This is a genomic window from Blautia sp. HA8986, assembly GCF_056504635.1.
The window spans coordinates 407856-431658 of sequence record NZ_JBWLUQ010000002.1; the positions used below are offsets into that span (position 1 = coordinate 407856).

24 protein-coding genes, 1 other RNA gene and 1 pseudogene are annotated in these 23803 nt (G+C 45.2%); 23 read left to right on the forward strand and 3 right to left on the reverse strand.

The window, feature by feature from the left end:
• Positions 1 to 146: 146 nt before the first annotated feature.
• From AC04Q4_RS14625 to AC04Q4_RS14695, 15 genes are all read left to right on the forward strand, one after another.
• Positions 147 to 1343: a helix-turn-helix domain-containing protein gene (locus AC04Q4_RS14625; protein WP_476389204.1), complete on the forward strand. Its 1197-nt coding sequence runs from the start codon at positions 147 to 149 to the stop codon at positions 1341 to 1343.
• 202 nt (positions 1344 to 1545) lie between these two features.
• On the forward strand, positions 1546 to 2979 hold the full coding sequence (locus tag AC04Q4_RS14630; protein WP_476389205.1) for a glycoside-pentoside-hexuronide (GPH):cation symporter: 1434 nt from the start codon (positions 1546 to 1548) through the stop codon (positions 2977 to 2979).
• Positions 2980 to 3073: 94 nt separating this feature from the next.
• Positions 3074 to 4000, forward strand: a complete 927-nt coding sequence (locus AC04Q4_RS14635) for a nucleoside hydrolase (protein WP_476389206.1) — start codon at positions 3074 to 3076, stop codon at positions 3998 to 4000.
• Between the two features lie 19 nt (positions 4001 to 4019).
• A complete protein-coding gene (locus AC04Q4_RS14640; RefSeq protein WP_476389207.1) occupies positions 4020 to 4934 on the forward strand; it encodes an ROK family protein in 915 nt (304 codons plus the stop codon).
• 88 nt (positions 4935 to 5022) lie between these two features.
• Positions 5023 to 6426, forward strand: a complete 1404-nt coding sequence (locus AC04Q4_RS14645) for a 6-phospho-beta-glucosidase (protein WP_476389208.1) — start codon at positions 5023 to 5025, stop codon at positions 6424 to 6426.
• Positions 6427 to 6570: 144 nt separating this feature from the next.
• On the forward strand, positions 6571 to 6873 hold the full coding sequence (ureA, locus tag AC04Q4_RS14650; protein WP_173757458.1) for an urease subunit gamma: 303 nt from the start codon (positions 6571 to 6573) through the stop codon (positions 6871 to 6873).
• A 12-nt stretch (positions 6874 to 6885) separates the two neighbouring features.
• Entirely contained in the window at positions 6886 to 7245 is a 360-nt protein-coding gene (gene ureB, locus AC04Q4_RS14655; RefSeq protein WP_119240702.1) for an urease subunit beta, read from the forward strand.
• A gap of 12 nt (positions 7246 to 7257) precedes the next feature.
• Positions 7258 to 8979 carry an urease subunit beta gene (gene ureB, locus AC04Q4_RS14660; RefSeq protein ID WP_476389209.1) on the forward strand — a complete coding sequence of 574 codons (1722 nt, stop codon included), beginning with the start codon at positions 7258 to 7260 and terminating at the stop codon, positions 8977 to 8979.
• Between the two features lie 265 nt (positions 8980 to 9244).
• Complete coding sequence (locus AC04Q4_RS14665) at positions 9245 to 9751, forward strand: AmiS/UreI family transporter (RefSeq protein ID WP_173737869.1); 507 nt, start codon at positions 9245 to 9247, stop codon at positions 9749 to 9751.
• An 18-nt stretch (positions 9752 to 9769) separates the two neighbouring features.
• The gene (locus tag AC04Q4_RS14670) at positions 9770 to 10249 is read left to right on the forward strand and encodes an urease accessory protein UreE (protein ID WP_173757460.1); all 480 of its coding nucleotides are present in this window, start codon (positions 9770 to 9772) and stop codon (positions 10247 to 10249) included.
• Positions 10250 to 10258: 9 nt separating this feature from the next.
• Positions 10259 to 10972 carry an urease accessory UreF family protein gene (locus AC04Q4_RS14675; RefSeq protein WP_476389210.1) on the forward strand — a complete coding sequence of 238 codons (714 nt, stop codon included), beginning with the start codon at positions 10259 to 10261 and terminating at the stop codon, positions 10970 to 10972.
• A 19-nt stretch (positions 10973 to 10991) separates the two neighbouring features.
• On the forward strand, positions 10992 to 11600 hold the full coding sequence (ureG, locus tag AC04Q4_RS14680) for an urease accessory protein UreG (protein WP_173737866.1): 609 nt from the start codon (positions 10992 to 10994) through the stop codon (positions 11598 to 11600).
• A gap of 17 nt (positions 11601 to 11617) precedes the next feature.
• Positions 11618 to 12412 (forward strand): urease accessory protein UreD, encoded by a 795-nt coding sequence (locus AC04Q4_RS14685; protein ID WP_476389211.1) that lies wholly within the window; start codon positions 11618 to 11620, stop codon positions 12410 to 12412.
• A gap of 222 nt (positions 12413 to 12634) precedes the next feature.
• On the forward strand, positions 12635 to 13165 hold the full coding sequence (tadA, locus tag AC04Q4_RS14690; RefSeq protein ID WP_173737864.1) for a tRNA adenosine(34) deaminase TadA: 531 nt from the start codon (positions 12635 to 12637) through the stop codon (positions 13163 to 13165).
• 133 nt (positions 13166 to 13298) lie between these two features.
• The gene (locus AC04Q4_RS14695) at positions 13299 to 13736 is read left to right on the forward strand and encodes a GatB/YqeY domain-containing protein (RefSeq protein ID WP_173737863.1); all 438 of its coding nucleotides are present in this window, start codon (positions 13299 to 13301) and stop codon (positions 13734 to 13736) included.
• A 221-nt stretch (positions 13737 to 13957) separates the two neighbouring features.
• Here the strand turns inward: AC04Q4_RS14695 and ffs are convergent.
• Both ffs and AC04Q4_RS14705 read right to left on the reverse strand, forming a co-directional pair.
• Positions 13958 to 14219: signal recognition particle sRNA large type (ffs, locus tag AC04Q4_RS14700), an RNA gene on the reverse strand.
• A 146-nt stretch (positions 14220 to 14365) separates the two neighbouring features.
• Positions 14366 to 15121, reverse strand: coding sequence for a hypothetical protein (locus tag AC04Q4_RS14705; protein ID WP_173737862.1), 756 nt, complete (start codon positions 15119 to 15121; stop codon positions 14366 to 14368).
• Positions 15122 to 15423: 302 nt separating this feature from the next.
• On the opposite strand from AC04Q4_RS14705, the gene AC04Q4_RS14710 reads away from it, so the two are divergent.
• The 8 genes and pseudogenes from AC04Q4_RS14710 (at position 15424) to AC04Q4_RS14745 (ending at position 23123) form a co-directional block, all read left to right on the forward strand.
• Entirely contained in the window at positions 15424 to 16506 is a 1083-nt protein-coding gene (locus AC04Q4_RS14710) for a 6-phosphofructokinase (protein WP_119240660.1), read from the forward strand.
• A gap of 66 nt (positions 16507 to 16572) precedes the next feature.
• Positions 16573 to 18195: a DNA polymerase III subunit gamma/tau gene (gene dnaX / locus AC04Q4_RS14715; RefSeq protein WP_173737861.1), complete on the forward strand. Its 1623-nt coding sequence runs from the start codon at positions 16573 to 16575 to the stop codon at positions 18193 to 18195.
• 26 nt (positions 18196 to 18221) lie between these two features.
• Entirely contained in the window at positions 18222 to 18578 is a 357-nt protein-coding gene (locus tag AC04Q4_RS14720) for a YbaB/EbfC family nucleoid-associated protein (protein ID WP_173737860.1), read from the forward strand.
• A complete protein-coding gene (recR, locus tag AC04Q4_RS14725; RefSeq protein ID WP_173737859.1) occupies positions 18578 to 19174 on the forward strand; it encodes a recombination mediator RecR in 597 nt (198 codons plus the stop codon). Before AC04Q4_RS14720 ends, recR begins: the two co-directional genes overlap by 1 nt.
• A gap of 65 nt (positions 19175 to 19239) precedes the next feature.
• Positions 19240 to 20328, forward strand: a complete 1089-nt coding sequence (locus tag AC04Q4_RS14730) for a substrate-binding domain-containing protein (RefSeq protein WP_173737858.1) — start codon at positions 19240 to 19242, stop codon at positions 20326 to 20328.
• Between the two features lie 304 nt (positions 20329 to 20632).
• Positions 20633 to 21286 (forward strand): fructose-6-phosphate aldolase, encoded by a 654-nt coding sequence (gene fsa, locus AC04Q4_RS14735; protein ID WP_015525668.1) that lies wholly within the window; start codon positions 20633 to 20635, stop codon positions 21284 to 21286.
• Between the two features lie 53 nt (positions 21287 to 21339).
• Positions 21340 to 22197: pseudogene (locus tag AC04Q4_RS14740) on the forward strand (transketolase); the annotation flags it as partial.
• On the forward strand, positions 22185 to 23123 hold the full coding sequence (locus AC04Q4_RS14745) for a transketolase family protein (protein ID WP_173737857.1): 939 nt from the start codon (positions 22185 to 22187) through the stop codon (positions 23121 to 23123). The pseudogene AC04Q4_RS14740 and the gene AC04Q4_RS14745, both read left to right, overlap by 13 nt.
• 59 nt (positions 23124 to 23182) lie before the next feature.
• Here AC04Q4_RS14745 and yyaC read toward each other — a convergent pair whose 3' ends face one another.
• A complete protein-coding gene (gene yyaC, locus AC04Q4_RS14750; protein WP_173737856.1) occupies positions 23183 to 23737 on the reverse strand; it encodes a spore protease YyaC in 555 nt (184 codons plus the stop codon).
• Positions 23738 to 23803 lie beyond the last annotated feature (66 nt).

Genomic DNA, 23803 nt, shown 5'->3' on the forward strand with positions numbered 1-23803 from the left:
AGCCGCAAGACTTTTTAACCGAATCAAGTAAGTTCCCTGCGGAGTTGTGAAAAGTAATAAGTGGTTGGTGACTTGCACATGGAAGAAAAAAAACATATAATTTATTCCAATAACAGTTCTATAAATACGGATGAAAGGATATTGACATGGCAGAATATACATTGCTGAGAAAACTGGAAAGTCTGTGGGGAATTCCCATTTTTTATGCAGATGAAGCAGGGGGGAATATCCGGAGTCTTGGGGTTTTTTCCGAAAAACAGAATCCGCTGACTGTATCAGAGGAATTGCGTCGTTCCCTGATCTGCCAGACAAAGGAAAAGAATGTACCGACTGTTTATAAGGTCTTTGATAAAATTTATTTCTTCTGTGTTCAGAGCGGTCAGGATTTCTATCTGTCAGGTCCGGTATGTGCAGAAGAGCTCAGCTATGTGGAAATCCATCAGTTTTATAAGAAATATCATATGTCAACGAAAGAAGAACGTCATCCGGACAAAATGACACTGAACCGAATGCTGAATTTCGTAAGTTTACTGTATGAGCTTCTGGAGGGAAAGGATATTCAGCCAGACGACCTTATGGAAAAAAATAATCTCATTGAGGAAAAAGAGGTTTGGCAGGAGGGCGAAACAGTTCGCATTGAACTGGACAAATCGGATACGGCAGCCTATCATCATACATACATAGAAGAACGATATGTACTGGACAGTATACGTGAAGGAAATGTGGAAGAGGTTAATGAACGAGCCACGGCACTTTTGGAAAAGGGTGGGATTCTTTCCAGAAAACATTTTAATCATCAGAGGAATCAGGCTATTGTGATAACTACACTGGCAACAAGAGAAGCTATAGCAGGAGGAGTCTCGCCGGCAGATGCATATCGTCTCAGTGATTATTTTATCAATCAGATCGATCAATGTCGGACTATGGAAGAAATGATCGAACTGAATCAAAGATGTTTTTATAAATTTACAAAACTGGTGGCTGATACCAGAAAAACCAGAAGTTTTTCCAGCTACACAGAACAGTGCAAAGATTATATTTCACAGAATTACCACCACAAGATCTATATGGAGGACATTGCAGAAGCAATCGGGATCAGCCAGGGGCATCTGTCCCGGGTCTTCCGTCAGGATACCGGAGAAAAAATCCAGGACTACATTCTGAAATTCCGGATAAAAAGAGCTGCCAATCTTCTGAAGTATTCCGATGCCACCCTGTCAGAGATCAGTGACTATGTATGCTTTAACTCCCAGAGCCATTTTGGCAGCGTATTCAAAGAATATATGAAGATGACCCCAGGACAGTACCGTGAGAAATATAAACGCAAGGAATTTTATTTCTGAATAAGTTTATAAAAATATTAGAAATATGTTGAAAAAATGATAAATACATCAAAAATATGATAACAAAAACGGAAAATCTTTGCTTATAATATGCTTGTCGTTGAGACATACCTGATTGATCCGCCAGAAACAGGGCGCGCAGAAAAAATTTACATGTTCCTGAGTGGATCGTTAAATCAACATAAAAAGGTGGAGGAAAGAAATGCAAAAGTTAAAACACGAACCGGCATATTATGAAACAACAAAGTTCAAATGGAGACAGCGTATCGGTTTTGGTATCAGTGATTATGCTTGTAATCTTGCATACCTTCTTGCCAATACATATCTTCTCTTTTATTACACAAACTGCGCGGGACTTGCAGCCGGCGCTGTTGGATTTATGTTCGTTGTAACAAAATTCATCGATGCATTCACAGACTATATGGTAGGTGCAATGATCGACCGTACAGATACAAAAATGGGACGTTACCGTCCATGGATGCTTTACGGTGCACCGGTCCTTGCAGTTGGTATGGTTCTTCTGTTTTCCGTTCCGACAGGATGGAGCGCAGGTGCAAAGCTTGCATGGGCATACATAACTTACGTTATCTTCTCATTTGGCTACACTCTGGTAAATATTCCGATGGCACCGATTGTATCTTCTCTGTCAGCATCCGCAACAGAGCGTACCAAGATTTCTACAACACGTACTGTATTTTCAAACCTTGGATCACTGACATCTTCCTTGTTCGTGCTTCCGATGGTATACTTCTTCTCCGGCTCCAAGGATGCAACGGGTGCAGCGCTGGCTACCGGATACCGTAACACAAACATTGTACTTGGAATCATCGTTATCATCATCATGGCAATCTGTGTATTCTCTATCGTAGAGATCAACCCGCCGACAAAGTCAGCAGGAAAGAGTTCTCTGATCAAGGATATCGGAAGTCTTGTAAAAAATAAATATTACCTCATGTTCCTTGGCGAGGTATTTTTCCTTTTCCTTGGATATCTTTCCATGTACGGAGCAATGCAGTACTATTATACTTACATTGTTGGTGATGTAAGCGGAATGTCACTGGCACTTACTTTACTTACCTTACTTGCAATCCCGACTATGATCCTTGCAGCTTATCTCAATGGTAAGGGAATTGCCAAGATCAAGCTGATCCAGTTTGGAGCGATCGTAGATATCGTTGGATATGCGATCCTGTTCTTCACATCTGACGGAACAATCGCAACAGCAGCACTTGGACTGATCGGACTTGGATTCGGTTTCCGTTCCAGTATGTTCTTCTCGATGATGCCTGATATCTTTGACTATACAGAGTGGCAGGTAGGAAGAAACCTTGGCGGAACACAGAATGCAATCCAGGGATTCGTAAACAAGGTTTCCTCAGCAGCAGCGTCAGCTATCGTATCTGCTCTTCTTGTATGGGGTAACTATGATGCAGCAAAGCTTGATAAGGCAGTGGCAGAGGGTATCAGCATTGCAAAGGAGTTCCCGCAGACACATACAGCGATCAATTTTGCATTCGGTGGTCTTGCACTGGTAGCTACAATACTTTCTATCGTTGTGCTGATTCCATATGATCTGGATAAAAAATATCCGCAGATCCGTGCAGAGCTGAACCAGCGGAATAAAGAAAACGCATAAATTAAAATCGAACAAAAAAAGAAAAAATAAGGAGCATCGAAAGGTGCTCCTTTCGATTACCAGAACATCTATTTTATATAAGGAGGAAAATATTATGTGGAATTACGCCTATACAGTACCGGAAAACAAAAAAGTAAGGGTGATCGTACATACAGACTGCAAAAACGAGGCAGATGACCAGTATGCAGTAGCACATCATCTCATGACACCAAGATTCGACGTAAAAGGCCTTGTTGCAGGTCATTTCTGGAAAAACCCACAGCAGTACGGCGAGCTTGGTACTGCACAGGCAAGCTACGATGAGATCATCAAAGTTATGGATCTTATGGGACTTAAGGACCAGTATCCGGTAAAGCTTGGTGCACCGCGCGCCCTTGAGGATGAGCATACACCAATCGATTCCGAGGGTGCAAGATTCATTATCGAGGAAGCGATGAAAGACGATAAGAGACCGTTATACATCGCATGCCAGGGAGCAATCACAGACGTTGCATCCGCACTTCTGATGAAACCGGAGATTGCAGAGCGAATGACCGTGATCTGGATCGGCGGAGCTGACTACCCAAAGGGAGGATTTGAGTTCAATCTGATGATGGATATCAACGCTGTAAACGTGGTATTCTCCTCCAAAGTGCCGGTATGGCAGGTACCGATGAGCCTTTACAAAGTGATGGCTGTTTCTCTTGCAGAGCTTCAGCTGAAGGTACGCCCATGTGGAAAGATCGGAAAATATCTTTTTGAGCAGCTGGTGGATTTCAATCATGTAGCAGCCAAGTACGAAATGGACTGGCCACAGGGCGAGATCTGGGGACTTGGTGATCAGGGAACCATTGCCGTTCTGATGGAAGAACTGGAAAAGGTAAGCTACGATATGGTACCTGCACCAAGAATTGCAGAGGATATGACATACATCCATGGTAAGGACAACCGTGAGATCCGTGTTTACAAATATCTGGATGCAAGACTGACACTGGAAGATTTCTTTGCAAAGCTTGCGTTGAATTTTGGTGATGAGAAATAAAGTTTGAGGTAAAATGAAAATGAAAAATTATCTGGTTTTTGATGCAGGCGGAACATTTACGAAATACGCGTTAATGGACGAAAATGCGGAAATTCTTGAAAAAGATAAGGTTCCCACACCAGACTATCATACAAAGACAAAAGAGGACTATTATGCAGTTCTGGACAGTGTTGTGGAGAAATACAAAAACCGCATTGAAGGTATTGCCATCAGCATGCCTGGTATGCTGGACAACAGGAATGGATATTGTGTAACAGCAGGATATCTTGCATATCTTGCAGGAAGTACTGTTGGCACAGAGCTTTCCCAGCGTTACGGAATTCCGGTTTCCGTGGAAAATGATGGAAAATGTGCAGCACTTGCCGAGTTCTGGAGAGGAAGTCTTAAGGGCTGTACAAATGGGGCTGTTATTGTTATCGGAACCGGTGTTGCAGGCGGGATCATCCTCAACGGAAAGCTTTTCCGCGGAAATCATTTCACCGCAGGCGAATACAGCTATATATGCACAGAGGCGAAGAATCCGGCAGAGATGGACAACTACTGGGGAATGATCAGTGGTGCGGAAGGACTTGCAAAGACTGTTGCAAAGCATACAGGAGAGGACTGGCAGATTTACGACGGATTGAAGATATTTGGTCTGGCAAATGAAGGTGATGAGAAAGTTCTGGCAGGTCTGAGAGAGTTTACAGACCGTCTTGCAGTACAGATCTATAACCTGAATATTTATCTGGATCTGGACATCATTGCTATTGGCGGAGGCATCAGCCAGCAGCCGCTTCTGCATGAATATCTTCAGAAGAGCCTGGATGAAGTAATGAAGAATATTCCACTGCGAAAGATAACACCATATGTTCCGGAGCCGAAGATCACAAACTGTCAATTCTACAATGACGCAAATTTAATAGGTGCTTTATATCACTTCATGAACAAATAAGCGGTTATTCCGCTTATTTGTTCATGAGGAAGTAGCGAAGCGGATTCCGAATGTCCGCTTGAATATATTACATAAGGAGGATTCCAGAATGTCATTTCCAAAGAATTTTTTATGGGGTGGCGCAGTTGCTGCCAACCAGTGCGAGGGTGCATACAACGAAGATGGAAAGGGTTTATGCACACAGGATGTAACACCACACGGAATCGTAGGCCCCAGAACGGAAGAGCCTACACCGGATAACATGAAACTTATCGGAATCGATTTTTATCATCGTTATAAAGAAGATGTGAAATTATTTGCGGAGATGGGTTTTAAAGTATTCCGTACATCTATTGCATGGAGCCGAATTTTCCCTAATGGCGATGAGGAGACACCAAACGAAAAAGGTCTTCAGTTTTATGATGATCTTTTTGACGAATGCCATAAATACGGAATCGAGCCACTGGTCACAATCTCCCATTATGAGACCCCGCTTCATCTTGCAAAAACCTACGATGGCTGGGTAAACAGAAAGATGATCGGTTTTTATGAGAGATATGTGAGAACTATTTTTGCAAGATACGGCAAGAAGGTTAAATACTGGCTGACCTTCAATGAGATCAACTCTGTTCTCCATGAGCCGTTTTTAAGTGGTGGTATTTATACAGAGAAAGACAAGCTTTCCCAGCAGGATCTCTATCAGGCCGTGCATCATGAGCTGGTCGCAAGTGCCCTTGCTACAAAGATCGGACATGAGATGATGCCGGATGCAAAGATCGGCTGCATGATCTTAAGCATGCCTACCTATCCTCTGACCCCATGCCCGGACGATGTGATCAAGACTATGGAGAGTGTTCACAAGAACGATTTCTTCGGTGATGTACATGTCCGCGGATATTATCCGGGATATATGAAACGTTATTTCCGTGAAAATAACATTGAGATCAAATTTGAGCCAGGCGATGAGGAAATCCTCAGGAATACAGTAGATTTCGTTTCCTTCAGCTATTACATGAGCATCTGTGAGACAGCAGATCCGGCGCAGGCAAAAGGAAAGGGTAATCTTATGGGCGGTGTTCCGAACCCATATCTGGAAGCATCTGAATGGGGATGGCAGATCGATCCGCAGGGTCTTCGCTATGTGCTGAACTACTACTGGGATCGTTACCAGAAACCGCTGTTCATCGTTGAGAACGGACTGGGCGCAGTAGACAAGCTGGTTGAGAAGGACGGCGTTATGACAGTTGAGGATGACTACCGTATCGACTACCTTCAGAAACATCTTCTTCAGGTTGAAGAGGCTGTCAGGGACGGCGTAGATGTTATGGGCTACACATCCTGGGGCTGCATTGACCTTGTCAGTGCGTCTACGGCAGAGCTGAAAAAACGCTACGGCTACATCTATGTGGACCGCAACGATGACGGAACAGGTACACTGAACCGTTATAAGAAGAAATCCTTCTACTGGTATAAAGACGTGATCGCTACCAATGGAGAGTCACTTCATAAATAATTTCACTGCTTGACTTTACAGAAAAAAACAGATATAATGCAGACATTGACGCAGACAATGGAGTTCGCGAGAGCTTCCGTTGCCTGCGTTTTTTTACTGGACTAAATTAGTGAAGACTAACAGGCGAAAAAGGAGGAAGAAACAATGAGACTTACCCCGAAGGAACAGGAAAAACTCATGCTCCATATGGCCGGAAATCTGGCGAAGGAGAGGAAGGAACGCGGACTGAAACTGAATTATGTGGAAGCATTGGCTTATATCAGCTCTGAGCTTCTGGAGCTGGCTCGTGACGGAAAAACTGTTGTAGAGCTGATGCAGCTTGGAACCAGGATCCTCACAAAAGGTGATGTGATGGATGGTGTGGCAGATATGCTTGGTGAAGTACAGGTTGAGGCAACATTTCCTGACGGAACAAAGCTTGTGACTGTACATAACCCGATTCAGTAAGGAGGAATTGACATGAAGATTGGCGAAATCATTCCCGCAGACAGAGAGATCGTACTTAATGAAGGGAAAAAGACCACAAAGATCATGGTTGCCAACAAAGGTGACCGTCCTGTACAGGTAGGCTCTCATTTTCATTTTTTCGAAGTAAACAAATGCCTCTCTTTTGACCGTGAGGCTGCATATGGTTATCATCTGGATATTCCGTCCGGTACTTCTGTCCGCTTTGAGCCGGGAGAAGAAAAAGAAGTGCAGCTGACTGAGATGGGCGGCAGAAAACGCGTATTTGGTCTGAATGACCTGACAAGAGCAAGAGCAGCAGAGGACACGAAAAAGGCCTCCATGGAAAAGGCAGCATTAAAGGGATTCTTATAAGGAGGGACACAAATGAGCGTAAAAATTTCCGGTGAAAAATATGCAATGATGTACGGCCCTACAACTGGTGACAAAGTAAGACTTGCAGACACCAGCCTTGTAGTGGAGGTTGAGAAAGATTACACCACATATGGCGATGAAGTAAAATTCGGCGGCGGTAAAACTATCCGTGACGGAATGGGACAGTCTGTAAAAACCTGCAGCTGTGACGGTGATCTGGATCTTGTTATCACCAATGCCCTGATCGTGGATACCACAGGAATCATCAAGGCAGATATCGGAATCAAAGATGGAAAGATCGCAGGAATCGGTAAAGCGGGAAACCCGGATATCATGGATGGGGTGACACCTGGAATGACTGTCGGAGCATCCACAGAGGCACTGGCAGGAGAAGGAATGATCGTTACAGCCGGCGGTATTGATACCCATATCCATTTCATCAGTCCTCAGCAGATCGACTGTGCACTGTACAGCGGTGTTACAACCATGATCGGAGGAGGAACAGGCCCTGCAGACGGAACCAATGCAACTACCTGTACACCTGGCCCATGGAATCTTCGTATGATGCTGAAGGCAGCAGAAGAATATCCTATGAACCTTGGATTCCTTGGAAAAGGAAACTGCTCCGATGAGGCTCCGCTGATCGAGCAGGTAAAAGCCGGTGCCATGGGTCTGAAGATCCATGAGGACTGGGGTGCAACACCGGCAGTTATCGATCATTGCCTGAATGTTGCAGATGAGTATGATGTACAGGTTGCCATTCATACAGATACTCTGAATGAGGGTGGATGTGTGGAAGATACACTTGCAGCTATTGGTGGAAGAACGATCCATACATATCATACAGAAGGTGCAGGCGGCGGACATGCACCGGATATCATCCGCGCCGCAGCAGCAGGAAATGTTCTGCCGTCTTCGACCAATCCTACCATGCCATATACAGTAAATACACTGGATGAGCATCTGGACATGCTGATGGTATGCCATCATCTGGATAAAAAAATTCCGGAGGATGTGGCTTTTGCAGATTCCCGTATCCGCCCTGAGACTATTGCAGCAGAGGATGTCCTTCATGACATGGGAATTTTCAGCATGATGAGTTCCGACTCCCAGGCTATGGGCCGTGTTGGTGAGGTGATCACACGTACCTGGCAGACAGCCAGCAAAATGAAGGATGAGCGTGGTGCCCTTCCGGAAGATGAAGGTAAAGGAAATGACAATTTCCGAGTAAAACGCTACATTGCAAAATATACCATCAATCCTGCTATCACACATGGAATTTCCGGCTATGTAGGCTCTGTTGAGAAAGGAAAATTCGCAGATCTTGTTCTGTGGAATCCGGCATTTTTCGGAGCAAAACCGGACATTATCATCAAAGGCGGCATGATCATTGCATCCAAGATGGGTGATGCCAACGCATCCATTCCGACTACACAGCCGGTAATGTATCAGCCGATGTTTGCAGCGCATGGAAAAGCAAAGAACGAAGCGTGTCTTACCTTTGTTTCCCAGGCTGCATATGAGGCTGGAATCAAAGAAGCCTATGGCCTGGAAAAAACAGTGGTTCCTGTAAAGGGATGCAGAACTATCGCTAAGAAGGACATGGTATTTAATAACCGTACACCGAAGATCACGGTGGATCCGGAGACATACGAGGTAACAGTAGACGGGGAGACAATTACATCCAGACCTGCGGAAAAGCTTCCGCTTACACAGCTCTACAATCTGTTCTGAAAAAATATAACACGCAATATTTGTCCGGGCACAGCCTTGCAGAGCTCATAAAGTTATGCTGAGGTTGCCATCCGGGCAGACAGACTTTAACCGAATCAAGTAAGTCCCCTGCTTCAAGTGCGAGGAGCAATAAGCAGTGGGTGGGACTTACTTGTATCAGGAGGGGTACAAGCCCCTCCTGATAAACTGCGGAGCAGTTATTCGGTTATGAGCAAGTAGCGAAAGCGGATTGCGAATATCCGATTGACTATAGGGAGGAAAACAGATGTTAGGAGTATGCCTTTTATTCGTAGGAATCGTTCTGATCAATAATGGAATGTGCACCTTATATAACGTAGATGGAAAATCCACAGCTGTCATGAATATTTTTACTGGTGGACTTTCGCTGTTTATTAATTTTGTGAATCTGGTACAGGGAAACTATTATGCAGCAGGAACAGGACTTCTGTTCTGCTTCACTTACTTGTTTGTAGCTTTTTCTAAGATACTGAAACTGAGTCCGATCCCGTTTGCATGGTTTTCCACATTTGTGGCTGTCAATGCAGTGGTATTTGGAACTATTGAAGGATTTCTGGGAAGCAAAACACTGGGGATCACACCGGATATCCGCTGGGCAGGAATCTGGTATCTCTGGGCGATTCTCTGGGGAACTGCCTTTGTAGAAGATATCATGGGAAAAAAGCTCGGAAAATTTGTTCCGGTGCTTCAGGTGATCGAAGGCGTAATTACGGCCTGGGTGCCGGGAGTGATGCTGCTCCTTGGAGTATGGTAAGAATAGAGGAGAAAATATATGCTTTGTGAAAAAATTCTGGGAAAACTAAAGGATTTTGATCTGACCGGAAAAACGGTGGAATATGTGGATGTTGAGTGGCATGAAGCATTTAAAAAAATCCACAGAAAAACTACAGACAGTGGCCGGGAGGTAGGAATCCGGCTGGATGATTCTGTGCTTACAAGAGGACTTTTTCAGGATGATGTGATCTATTCGGATGAAAATCTGGTGATCGCAGTAAATACACCACCCTGCGAAGTGATAGAGGTATCTCTGAAGCCGGGACACGAGAAATATGTGGCAAAAGTCTGCTACGAGATCGGAAACCGCCATGCACCGCTTTTCTGGGGAGATCAGGAAAATACATTTATTACGATCTACAATGAGCCGATGATGGTCATGCTGGAAAAGCTTCACGGTGTAAAGGCAGAGAAAAAGACAGTGAAGCTGGATTTTGACCGCAGGATCTCAGCTGCCATCCATAATCATCATCACTGAGGAAATTATATGGATAAAATAAAAGAAATCCGCCGTTTTTTTCTTCTGCAGGTAAATGATGCGCTTTTTCCCATAGGAGGCTACTCACATTCTCAGGGACTGGAAACCTATATCCAGCAGGGTATTGTGCACGATGAAAAAACAGCGGAAGACTATATCAGAAGAAAACTGAAATTGAACCTGGCCTGCACCGATCTTCTTGGAGTACGTCTGGCTTACGAGTATGCACTGAAGGAAAATGTGGCGGCACTGGATGATTTGGAGGAGATCCTTGGGGCATCCAGGATCCCCATGGAGCAGAGGGAAGCATCCAGAAAAATGGGATCCCGTTTTACAAAGACAATCTGTAAACTGCCCCAGGAAAATATTCCCATGGAAAAAAGGGAAATCTTTGAAGAATATCTGGAAGCCCGGAGGGGGAAGCCTGTAAGCCATTGCTGCGCATATGGGGTTTTTTGTGCAGCAATGGGAATCGAAGAAGAGGAAACCCTGTATCATTATCTCTATGCCCAGACCTCTGCAATGGTGACAAACTGTGTAAAAACCATTCCGCTGAGTCAGAGCGCAGGGCAGAAGCTTCTCTGCGGATGTTATGAAGAGTTTGAAAATATACTGTCCTATATTTCGGACTGTACGGAAGATGATCTTTGTCTGTCGGCACCAGGATTCGATATTCGGGGAATCCAGCACGAGAAGCTTTATTCCAGACTTTATATGTCGTAAACAGAGAGGAGTAATTTTTATGTCATATGTAAAAATCGGTGTTGCCGGACCGGTAGGTTCCGGTAAAACAGCTTTGATCGAGGCTTTGTCAAGAAAAATGGCAAAAGATTACAGCATTGGTGTTATCACGAATGACATTTACACCAAAGAAGATGCTCAGTTTCTTGCAAAAAACAGTGTACTTCCGGTAGAGCGCATTATTGGCGTGGAGACAGGAGGATGTCCTCATACTGCTATCCGCGAGGATGCGTCCATGAATCTTGAGGCTGTAGATGAGATGATGGAGCGTTTTCCGGATATCCAGATCCTTTTTATTGAGAGCGGCGGAGATAACCTTTCTGCTACATTCAGTCCGGAGCTTGTAGATGCTACGATCTTTGTTATTGATGTGGCTGAGGGAGACAAGATCCCGCGAAAGGGCGGCCCTGGAATCACAAGGTCAGATCTTCTGGTGATCAACAAGATCGATCTTGCACCTTATGTAGGCGCAAGTCTTGAAGTTATGGATCGGGATTCCAGAAAAATGAGAGGAGAAAGACCATTTGTTTTCACAAATATCCGTGGTGATGAACAGGTAGATACTGTTGTGGAATGGATCAAAAAAAATGTGCTTCTGGAAGACATGTAGGAAAGGCGGGCTGATCTTTGACAGAAAATAAATTCGGAAAACTTTCCAGATTGTCTCTGAAAACCGGCATCAGAGAAGGAAAAACCATCGTGGAAGATGTGGCTTTTACAGCCCCCTATAAGATCATGAATCCTTTTCCGAAGAAAAACGGCGGGATCTCTGTTATGCCGCTTTGTGCTTCAGCGGGGATCATGGAAGGAGACAGGCAGGAGTTTGATTTTTTTGTGGCAGAAGGAACGGAGCTGGAATTTCTGTCCCAGTCCTTTGATAAAGTCCACAGGATGAAAGATGGGGAAGCTATCCGCCATGTAAAGGCGAAGGTGGAGAAAAATGCGGTTTTTTATTATTATCCGCAGCCGGTGATTCCCTATGCCCAGTCTGCTTTTGACAGCACCATGGAATTTGATCTGGCAGATGAAAGCTCCGGACTTTTTCTGCTGGAGATCATCTCCTGTGGAAGAAAGGCTTCTGCTGAGCGGTTTTTGTATCGTAAATTTGCCTCCAGGGTAAATATCAGACGTGCCGGGAGACTGATCTATCGTGATAATACCCGCTATGAGCCTGATAAAATGGACATGGAAGGGCTTGGCATGTATGAAGGATATACGCACATGGCCAATATTTTTCTGAGTGGACCGGCCTGCGATATGCAGGAAAAAATATGGGAAGTTCTTGAAAATGAGAAGGAATGTGCCGGCGGTGTAACACAGCTGGTTCATGGAGATCTTGCTGTCCGTATTCTGGGACGTCGGGCACAGAAGCTGCAGGAAACAGCAGAGGAAATAAAGGCGATTTTTGAAGAGAATAATTAGGATGAATTGCAGACGCTGCGGGAATTATTATGAGAAATTCCTGCGGCGTTTTTTAATGTCAGGGTAATGTGACTTTGCTGTGCGGCAGGAGCGTTGAGCAGTGAAAAAAATGAAATCAAGAGAATGAAGAGAGCATTTGGAGGCAGATTGACACCGAATACGAGGAAAGATATAATCGAATGGATAAATGTATGAAATACCATAAACACAGGAGGAACGAACGTGACAGACCAGGAACGTTTTATGAAAGAGGCGATACGCCAGGCGAAAAAAGCCCGCGCATTGGAAGAAGTGCCTATTGGCTGTGTGATCGTATACGAAGGCAAGATCATAGCCAGGGGCTACAACCGCCGCAATACAGATAAGAATACCCTATCCCATGCAGAACTCAATGCTATCCGCAAAGCCAGCAAAAAGCTGGGCGACTGGCGGCTGGAGGGCTGCACCATGTATGTGACCCTGGAGCCCTGCCAGATGTGCTCCGGAGCTCTTGTACAGTCCAGAATTGATGAAGTAGTGATCGGCTGCATGAACCCGAAAGCAGGATGCGCAGGCTCTGTTATGAATCTTTTGCAGATCGAAGGTTTCAATCATCAGGTAAAGATCACAGAAGGCGTTCTTGAAGAAGAATGCTCTGAAATGCTTTCCGCGTTTTTTAGGGAACTGAGGGAAAAAAAGAAGCAGGCAAAAATTTTGAAAAAACAGGAAGCAGAGCGCCTTGTCGGGCAGCAGATGCAGGAAGGACAGGTGTAGCAGATATTTTCTCTTGACAGAATTACAGGGAAATATCAAAATAAAATCATAAATGAGATTCCGGAGAAAGGGGTTTCATTCAGATAAAACGAGAGCTGTCCGGATTGGAGCAGCAGAAATGGAGGATCACATAATGGAACTTGAAGTTTTAAGAAAAGATATGGTAGCAGCAATGAAGGCTAAGGATAAGGTAACTAAGGAAGCAGTTTCTGCATTGATCGCAGCAGTGAAGAAAGTTGCCATTGATGAGGGATGCCGTGATGACATCAAGGGTGATCTGGTAGACAGAGTTATCCTGAAAGAGCTGAAGACAGCCAAAGAGCAGATCGATACATGCCCTGCAGACCGTACAGACCTGAAAGAAGAGTATCAGGCAAGATATGACATCATTGCAAAATATGCTCCGAAGCAGATGGATGAAGCTGAGATCAAAGCTTATATCGAAGAGAAATTTGCAGATGTTCTTGCAACAGGAAACAAGGGCCAGATCATGAAAGCAGTCATGGGCGACCTGAAAGGCAAGGCGGACGGCAAGCTGATCAACCAGGTAGTTGCTGGCTATTGTAAATAATTAACCAAATTAAGGAAGTTCCTGGATTTAGCTGCAAATATTTGCTTGATCCAGTAAGACTTATCATGTATGCAGAAAACCGCCGTATGATATCAGAAGTATACGGCGGTTTTTGTATGCATGATTTTTGAAGAGGCAAATAAAAAATCCCGCCGGATCAGTCATAAATGACGAACCCGGCGGGAATGCTGTTTATATAGAGATCATTATAATCTTTATTTACGCGCGCCGCACCTCGGAATGGTCTCACAGACGTTACCTCTACAGTTAACTCAGCCCAGGCACCCTCACGGCACACAAGAGCTTCTGCTTAGTGCTGCTGCATTCCTGCCCTGACACGGTTCACAGATTCCTGTTGCGTAAGACCCAAACGTCAACGCCACTTATAGAGGGCTGCTCCACAAGATACAAGCCTCAGATTGGCATCACCCCTGCTGTAGCGGATTGCAGGTACAGGGCACCGCTATCTCCCCGGCTGCGCGGAATTTAATTATAGACTCTTAAACCGGATTTGTCAAGGCGCGATACATGGAAAAAAATAAAAAAGGAGCTCCCCGTCGCTAAGAGGGGAGCTCCTGAAAAAAATACAGATTCAGTATAAATGTGCAGGTTTTGTAAGGATGACAGGATCAGCTGAGATCAATATAGCAGTTCTGTGAACCACCGGTCTTGGTATTGGTCAGATTAACTGAAATATAGCCAGTCTGTTTTGCTGCGAGAGTTCCGGCGTGAAGAGTAACGGAAGAAACACCTTTGTTGCTGTAAATATTGCGGGAAATACCAGTTTTTTTGTTGTAGTAATAAATAGACTCGATCTTCCAGCCGCTTGCAGCAGTACATTTGATAAGGGCGTTGCTTTGAGCTTTTTTGATCCGAAGGTTGGAAGCAGAGCTGTTTTTGCTGAATCTTGATGCAAGATTTCCAACGCCTGTTACGGTAAGGCTCTTGAGCGGGTTGGTGTATGGAAGAACCTTTACTGTGGTGGAGTAGGTTTTGCGTCCAACCTTGTACTGAATCTTGGCAGTTCCGGTCTTGAGCATATTGTAACCGATTCTGTAAGTGTGGTTAGAATAGGAATAAGCTTTAGCTCCTTTTGCGAAGTATTCGGTACGGCCGCTGGATACATCTTTGGTAAGGCTTTCAAGGGAAACGACAGACTTTCCGGAAATAACCTTAATGTTGGATTTTGAAATGCTTGATTTACTTGGAACATTGTAAAGCTGGATAACACCATATGCATAATAGTTTGATTTGGCACCCATGTAGGAAACCTGAGTCTTCGGTGGAACGAAACTGGAATCTGCACTTGCAGTAAATGGTGTGATGGCGCAGATCATAGCTGCAGCCAGTAAAGCGCAGGATAATTTCTTGAAAATATTTTTCATACAATTTCTCCTTCCTCTGAGATAAATTTTGATAAAAAATGGTAAACCTGCAAAACTTACTGATAGCTATATTTTACGACCGGAAGCAAATAAAGTCAACAAATATACTCTGTATTTCCAGGCTTTTTTGGCTATTGTATGCGGACTGAAAATGCTTTATAATATTATAATGTGTAAAGCTCTGTAAGAAGAGAAAGCAATGGAGCTGTTTTGCAGGAAAAGATCCGCAGAAATGCCGGTTTACTGTAACGGACAGCAACAAATAAAATGTGCACATAAGAGAGCACAGAATGGAGGACGCTATGATTAAAAGAATCGGCCTGCTGACAAGCGGCGGTGACTGTCAGGCACTGAATGCGACCATGAGAGGCGTTGTAAAAGGACTGAGCAACAGCGTTGAGAACCTCGAGGTATACGGATTTGATGATGGCTACAAGGGACTGATCTACGGGAAATACCGTATGCTCACAGCTAAGGATTTTTCCGGAATCCTGACACAGGGCGGTACCATCCTGGGAACATCCAGACAGCCGTTTAAACTGATGCGTGTACCGGATGAGAAGGGGCTGGATAAGGTTGAGGCCATGAAACAGACTTATTATAAGCTCTGTCTCGACTGTCTCGTGATCCTCGGTGGAAACGGCACACAGAAAACAGCCAATCTTCTCCGTGAAGAGGGACTGAATATCATCCATCTTCCGAAGACCATTGATAACGATATCTGGGGCACAGACATGACATTCGGTTTCCAGAGTGCACTGGAGATTGCAACCAATGCCATTGACTGCATCCATACAACAGCAGCATCCCACGGACGCGTATTTATCGTTGAGATCATGGGACACAAGGTAGGAAGCCTTACACTGAATGCTGGTGTTGCAGGTGGCGCAGACGTTATCCTGATCCCGGAGATCCCATACGATATCAACAAGGTTGCAGAAGCTATCCAGAAACGCAACAAGGCAGGCAAGCGTTTTACCATTCTTGCAGTAGCTGAGGGAGCCATTTCCAAAGAAGATGCGGAGCTTCCGAAGAAGAAATACAAAGAGAAACTGACAGAGAGAGTGAAGAAATATCCGTCTGTATCCTATGAGATCGCAGATCAGATCCAGGCAGTAACCGGAAGTGAGGTACGTATCACAGTTCCGGGACATATGCAGCGAGGCGGAGAACCATGTGCATATGACCGCGTTCTTTCTACAAGGATCGGTGCAGGCGCAGCACAGGCTATCATGGATGAGGAATATGGTATCATGATCGGTGTTATCAACGGAAAGATCAAACGTGTTCCTCTTGCTGAATGTGCAGGCAAGCTGAAGATGGTATCACCGAAAGATCAGCTTGTAAAAGCAGCCAAACAGATTGGAATCAGTTTTGGTGATTAATTATAAGTCATATGGCCGCCGCGGAAGTCTTTCCGCGGCGACTGTGGCGAAGAGAAGGAGTGTTTTATGAGTTATACTGCTCTTTACCGTAAATTTCGTCCTGATAATTTCGACGATGTAAAAGGCCAGGATCATATCGTGACAACACTGACCAACCAGATCAAGGCCAACCGTATTGGACACGCATACCTGTTCTGCGGAACCAGAGGTACCGGTAAGACTACGGTTGCGAAGATCCTAGCGAAGGCAGTAAACTGCGAACATCCTGTAAATGGCAGTCCCTGCAATGAATGTGCCATGTGCAAGGCCATCCAGGCAGGAACCGCTATGAATGTGATCGAGATTGATGCCGCATCCAACAATGGTGTTGACAACATCCGTGAGATCCGCGAGGAGGTAGCCTACCGTCCTACAGAGGGGAAATACAAGGTTTACATCATCGACGAGGTGCATATGCTCTCAACAGGAGCATTTAACGCTCTTCTGAAAACACTGGAAGAGCCGCCCTCCTATGTTATTTTTATTCTTGCGACAACAGAAGCACATAAGATCCCGATCACCATTTTATCCAGATGTCAGCGTTATGATTTCCATAGGATTTCTATTGACACCATAGCAGCCAGGCTTTCCGAACTTCTGAAAGCAGAGGGGGTGGAAGCAGAGGAGAAGGCAGTGCGCTATGTGGCAAAAAAAGGCGACGGTTCCATGCGAGATGCCTTAAGTCTTCTGGATCAGTGCATCTCTTTTTATCTGGGACAGGTTCTTACCTATGATAAAGTCCTGGATGTACTGGGAGCTGTAGATACCGAGGTATTCAGCAAGCTTCTCCGAAAAGTTCTCGGAGGAGATGTGACAGGTTCCATCCATGTGCTGGAGGATCTGATCACAGGAGGTCGTGAGCTTGGACAGTTTGTGACGGATTTTACCTGGTATATGCGTAATCTCCTCCTTGTAAAAACTTCCGGGAATCCGGAAGATGCGATCGATGTTTCTTCTGAAAATCTGAAGCTTCTTAAGGAAGAGAGTGAGATGACAGATGTGGAGACACTGATGCGGTATATCCGTATTTTTTCTGATCTGTCAAACCAGATCCGTTTTGCAAGTCAGAAGAGAGTACTGGTGGAGATCGCACTGATCAAGCTTTGCAGGCCGGCTATGGAGACCAATCTGGACTCCGTTCTGGACCGTATCCGTGTTCTGGAGAAACAGATCGAAGAACGTCCTGTTCAGCAGGTGATCGTCCGCGATGGCGGTGACGGAGCAGCACAGGAACCGGGAATGGCAGCAGGCAGTGCAGTGCAGAGTCAGCAGCCGGCACCACAGAAAGCAGCACCGGAGGATCTTCAGAAGATCGTTGCAGGATGGCGTGCCATTGTGGGGCAGACAACAGGACTTTTTAAACAGTCACTGCAGAGAGCAATCCCCAAGTATAACGGAGAGACCGGAGATCCCGTACTTTTTGTGGAATTTCAGGATTTTCTGGGACAGAATTATGTGGATAATCCGGAAGCCCAGCAGGAGCTTCAGGACATTATCGCAGCCCGCACAGGGAAAAAAGTTGAGATACATATGCTGGTAGCCAATAAACATCAGCATACCAATCTCGCACAGATCACAGTAGACGATGCACTCCGGGAGAACATCCATATGGATATCGTAGTGGAAGAAGACCCGGACGACGAAGTATAAATTAAAAAAATCAGGAGGACTTTTTTATGGCAAAAAGAGGTGGATTCCCAGGTATGGGTATGCCGGGGAATATGAACAATCTAATGAAGCAGGCGCAGAAAATGCAGCGCCAGATGGAAGAGAACCAGAAGGCTCTCGAGGAAAAAGAATTCACAGCAACAGTAGGCGGCGGAGCTGTTTCCGTTACTGTTTCCGGAAAACGTGAAGTAACAAAAGTTACACTTTCCGAGGAAGCTGTAGATCCGGATGATATCGAGATGCTTGAGGATATGATTGCAGCAGCAACCAACGAAGCTCTTCGTCAGGTTGAGTCTGAGTCTGCGGCAGTTATGTCTAAACTTACAGGTGGTCTTGGAGGACTGGGCGGAGGCCTTCCTTTCTGATGGAATATTACAGCAGCCATATCAATAAACTTATTGAGCAGCTATCCCATCTTCCGGGAATCGGAGCCAAATCCGCACAGCGTCTTGCGTTTCATATCATGAACATGCCGAAAGACCAGGTGGAGCAGCTGACTTCTTCCATCACGGATGCAAGGCAGAATGTTCAGTACTGCAAATGCTGCTACACACTGACAGATCAGGAACTTTGTCCCATCTGTGCCAATCCGAAACGTGATCACAGCACCATCATGGTAGTTGAGAACACAAGAGATCTGGCAGCCTACGAAAAAACCGGAAAATTTGACGGTGTTTACCATGTGCTTCATGGTGCGATCTCCCCGATGCTGGGAATCGGACCGGATGATATCAAGCTGAAAGAGCTGATGACACGTCTTCAGGGAGATGTAAAGGAAGTGATCGTGGCGACCAACTCAAGTCTTGAAGGCGAGACAACAGCGATGTATATCAGTAAGCTGATCAAGCCCACAGGGATCAAGGTCAGCCGTATTGCCAGTGGAGTTCCGGTGGGCGGCGACCTGGAATACATTGATGAAGTGACACTTCTCCGTGCACTTGAGGGAAGAGTGGAACTTTAAACGAATGAGGAATCCGAATATACGACTGACTGAGGCGGTATTTTCGTGCCGGAGGAGGTGAGACGGTGGCTAAAAAGAAAACAACTTCTTCAGACGTGGCAGCGCGTGCCGGGGTTTCCCAGGCAACCGTATCCATGGTCCTGAACCGGAAATATAATGTTTCTTTTTCCAGGGAAACGGTGGAACGTGTAGAGCAGGCGGCAAGAGATCTGGGCTATGAGCTGCCGGGGCGCCGGAAGCGGAAAGACAGCCCGAAAGAAAAACTGATCGTTGTTTTCTGTCCTACGCTCACAAGCCCCTACTATGTACTGCTCCTTCAGGGTATTGAAGCCGTGGCAAATGAACAGGGCTACGGAGTGTTTATCTGCAATACCCAGAGAGATGCCGGACTGGAAGAGAAATATCTCCGGATGATGCAGACCATGCAGCCCTGTGGGATCATCTATACCTGCAATCCTCATCCTGATTTTCAGCATCAGGTGGAAAAGATTGCAAAAGAGACCCCTTTGGTCATCATCAGCAATAAAGAAAAAACTACCACAGTGGATGCCATTAATCAGGATAATTCCGTAGTGGGAAAAATGATGGCCAGACATCTTCTGGATCTTGGACATACAGACGTGGCTTTTATCACGCCGCCTCTTACCAAACGGCAGTGGCAGCGCTCCAAAAGAGTAGAAGGCTTTGTACGCGAATTCGAGAAAGAAGGAAAAAAAGATCATGTGATCATCAAGGCGGCAGATGAATCCAATGACAGAAAGATCCCCCGTATGGATTCCGAGTATGCCATGGGATATGATCTGACCATGGAACTTCTCAATGAAGGAAAAAAATTCACAGCGATTGCAGGCCAGAATGATATGATGGCCATCGGAGCCATTGATGCGCTCCGTGAGATGCGCCTTCATGTGCCAAAAGATGTTTCTGTTATCGGCTGTGATAATATTTTTTATTCCGGTATCCAAAGAATTTCGCTGACGACTATCGATCATTTTGTTGCGCTGAAAGGCCGTGATGCCTGCGATATCGTTATCCGGAAGATTGATATGAATGATAAATTTTATTTTGATGAAAGACCTGCAAGTCTTTACAATATTGAGTATACTCCGAAGCTGATCATGCGCCGGACAACGGGGTATGCAAAGGTGGATTGAGATAGGTCTGCCGTCAGAAAAATAAATAATGGCGCATAAATTATTAATAATAATATATAGAGAGACTTCCGCAAGTACATTTAATTGTAAAAGTTAAAAAAACCGATATTTACAGCAATGTGTGAGGTTTTGGAAAATGAATGTAAGCTGTTATGGGTGAAAAAATTGACAGGCTCTGTTAATAAAACATAACTTTATTAATAAAATATTTATTAATAAAAAATAAGAGCCTTGACCCTCACAATGAGTTTGTTATAATGAAATCATCAAGAAAAAGAACGAACGTAAACAGGAGGAAAAAACAATGAAATTTTTTATCGACACAGCTAAAGTAGAGGATATCAGAGAAGCTAATGACATGGGAGTTATTTGTGGTGTTACAACCAACCCGTCCCTTATTGCAAAAGAGGGAAGAGACTTCAACGAAGTAATCAAAGAGATCACAACTATCGTTGACGGACCGATCAGCGGTGAGGTTAAAGCTACAACAACAGATGCTGAGGGCATGATCCGTGAGGGACGTGAGATCGCAGCGATCCATCCGAACATGGTTGTTAAGATTCCGATGACAACAGAAGGACTGAAAGCGGTTAAAGTACTTTCTTCTGAGGGAATCAAGACAAACGTTACTCTGATCTTTTCCGCTAACCAGGCACTTCTTGCAGCAAGAGCAGGTGCTACATATGTATCTCCGTTCCTTGGAAGACTGGACGACATTTCTACAGATGGTGTTGAGCTGATCCAGCAGATCGCTGAGATGTTTGCGGTTGCAGATATCCCGACAGAGATCATTGCAGCAAGTGTTCGTCATCCAATGCACGTAACAGCATGTGCACTTGCAGGTGCTGACATCGCTACTGTACCGTTCAAGGTAATTGAGCAGATGACACATCATCCGCTGACAGATGCCGGTATCGCTAAATTCCAGGCTGACTACAAAGCAGTATTCGGTGAGTAATTAACTGGAAGCTCTTTTATATATAAACACTCCGGCATGACCGGAGCACCAAAAAAGGAGACATTTATAACATGGATAAGTTAGAACTTCAGAAAGTTGCCAACGAAGTCCGCAAGGATATCGTAACAGCAGTCCATGCAGCAAAGGCCGGACATCCGGGTGGATCCCTTTCTGCAGCAGATGTGTTTACTTACTTATATTTCGAGGAGATGAACATCGACCCGAAGGATCCTAAGAAAGCAGACCGTGACCGTTTTGTTCTTTCTAAAGGACATACAGCACCAGGACTTTACTCTGTACTTGCAGAGAGAGGATACTTCCCGAAAGAAGACCTGAAAACACTTCGTCATCTTGGTTCCTACCTTCAGGGACATCCGGATATGAAACATATCCCGGGCGTTGATATGTCAAGCGGTTCCCTTGGACAGGGGATCTCTGCAGCAGTAGGTATGGCTCTTTCCGCTAAACTGAGCAATGATGATTATCGTGTATATACATTGCTTGGAGATGGTGAGATTGAGGAAGGACAGGTATGGGAGGCTGCTATGTTTGCAGGATTCCGTAAACTGGACAACCTGGTTGTGATCGTGGACAATAACGGACTTCAGATCGACGGTGATATTGCAGATGTATGCTCCCCGTACCCGATTGACAAGAAATTCGAAGCTTTCAATTTCCATGTGATCAATGTTGCTGACGGCAACGATATGGATCAGCTGAAAGCTGCTTTTGATGAGGCAAGAGCTACCAAAGGTATGCCCACAGCTATCATCATGAAGACCGTAAAAGGCAAGGGCGTTTCCTACATGGAAAACGCAGTAGGCTGGCACGGAAAGGCTCCGAATGACGAGCAGTATGCACAGGCAATGGAAGATCTGGAGAAGGTAGGTGAAGCGTTATGTCAGAAGTAAAGAAAATCGCAACAAGAGCAAGCTACGGCAGTGCCCTTGTAGAATTAGGTAAAAAACACGAGAATCTTATCGTTCTGGACGCTGACCTTGCTGCAGCTACACAGACAGGTATGTTCAAGAAAGAATTTCCGGAGCGTCACATTGACTGCGGTATCGCAGAGTGCAATATGATGGGTATTGCGGCAGGAATTGCTTCCACAGGCAAGGTTCCTTTTGCAAGTACATTTGCTATGTTTGCAGCCGGACGTGCTTATGAGCAGGTTCGCAACTCCATCGGATATCCGAAGCTTAATGTAAAGATCGGAGCAACTCATGGCGGTATTTCCGTAGGTGAGGACGGTGCCACACATCAGTGCCTTGAGGACTTTGCACTTATGAGAGTAATTCCTGGAATGGTTGTTGCAAGCCCGTCTGATGATATCGAGGCTAAGGCTATGGTTGAGGCCGCTTATGAGCATCAGGGACCGGTATACATGAGATTTGGACGTCTTGCAGTTCCGGTTATCAATGACAGACCAGATTATAAATTTGAGCTTGGTAAAGGTATCGTTCTCCGCGAGGGAAAAGATCTTACCATCATCGCAAACGGACTTTGCGTTGCTCCTGCTCTTGAGGCAGCTGAGAAGCTTGCAGCAGACGGAATCGATGCAAAAGTTATCAATATCCACACCATTAAACCTCTTGATGAGGAGCTTGTTGTTGCAGCTGCCAAAGAAACAGGCAAGGTTGTAACTGTTGAGGAGCACTCCATCATTGGCGGTCTTGGCGGAGCTGTCTGCGAGTGCCTGGCTGAGAAGGCTCCTGTACCGGTTAAACGTATCGGAATCCATGATGTATTCGGTGAGTCCGGTCCGGCAGCAGAGCTTCTTCATAAATATGGTCTTGATGCAGATGGCATCTACAGCCAGATTAAAGACTTTGCATAAAATCGCGAAGTGATTTTATACATGTAGCGAAAGCGGAATGAGAAGCTCCGCTTTGTAAATCAACAGGAGATTATATCTGTCTCTGCGGGAAGGATCTTTAAAATTCCTTCGGCAATGGCATCTGCCAGTGCTACTACGGTGGAGAGCCGTGTTGTCTGCAGAGTGAGATGTTCCAGCATTCCGGCAATGTTCACAATGCCTGTGATGTGGATATCTCCAACAGGCGGAAGGTTTTTCTGAACACCAGCACCTGGGTACAGTGCACCATTTCCAATGGTCACATAGCCCAGGTGCTTTTTTTGTCCAAGAGAAGCATCGATAGCAATGACCAGGGCATGAGGGTGGAGCTGTCCGATAAGCCTGGAGCATTTTTCCAGATTCAGGGCATGTACCGGGTCGGAGAGCGTTCCGTAGACAAAGATCCGCGGACTTTCGTGGGGGTGAAGCAGGTGTCCTATATATGGGCCTAAGCAATCGCCGGTGATCCGGTCACTGCCAATGCATAAAAAAACAATCTCAGTCCATTTTTTTGGACAGTGAAGAATGCATTTTTTTAAAAGATATGCAATTTCTCCGGAAGAACCGGTTTTATTTGAATCAATGTAAAAAGCCATGGGGAACCTCGATTCTTTTCTTTTCCCTTCATCTTATCCCGAAAATGGAAAAAATATGCACGTTGC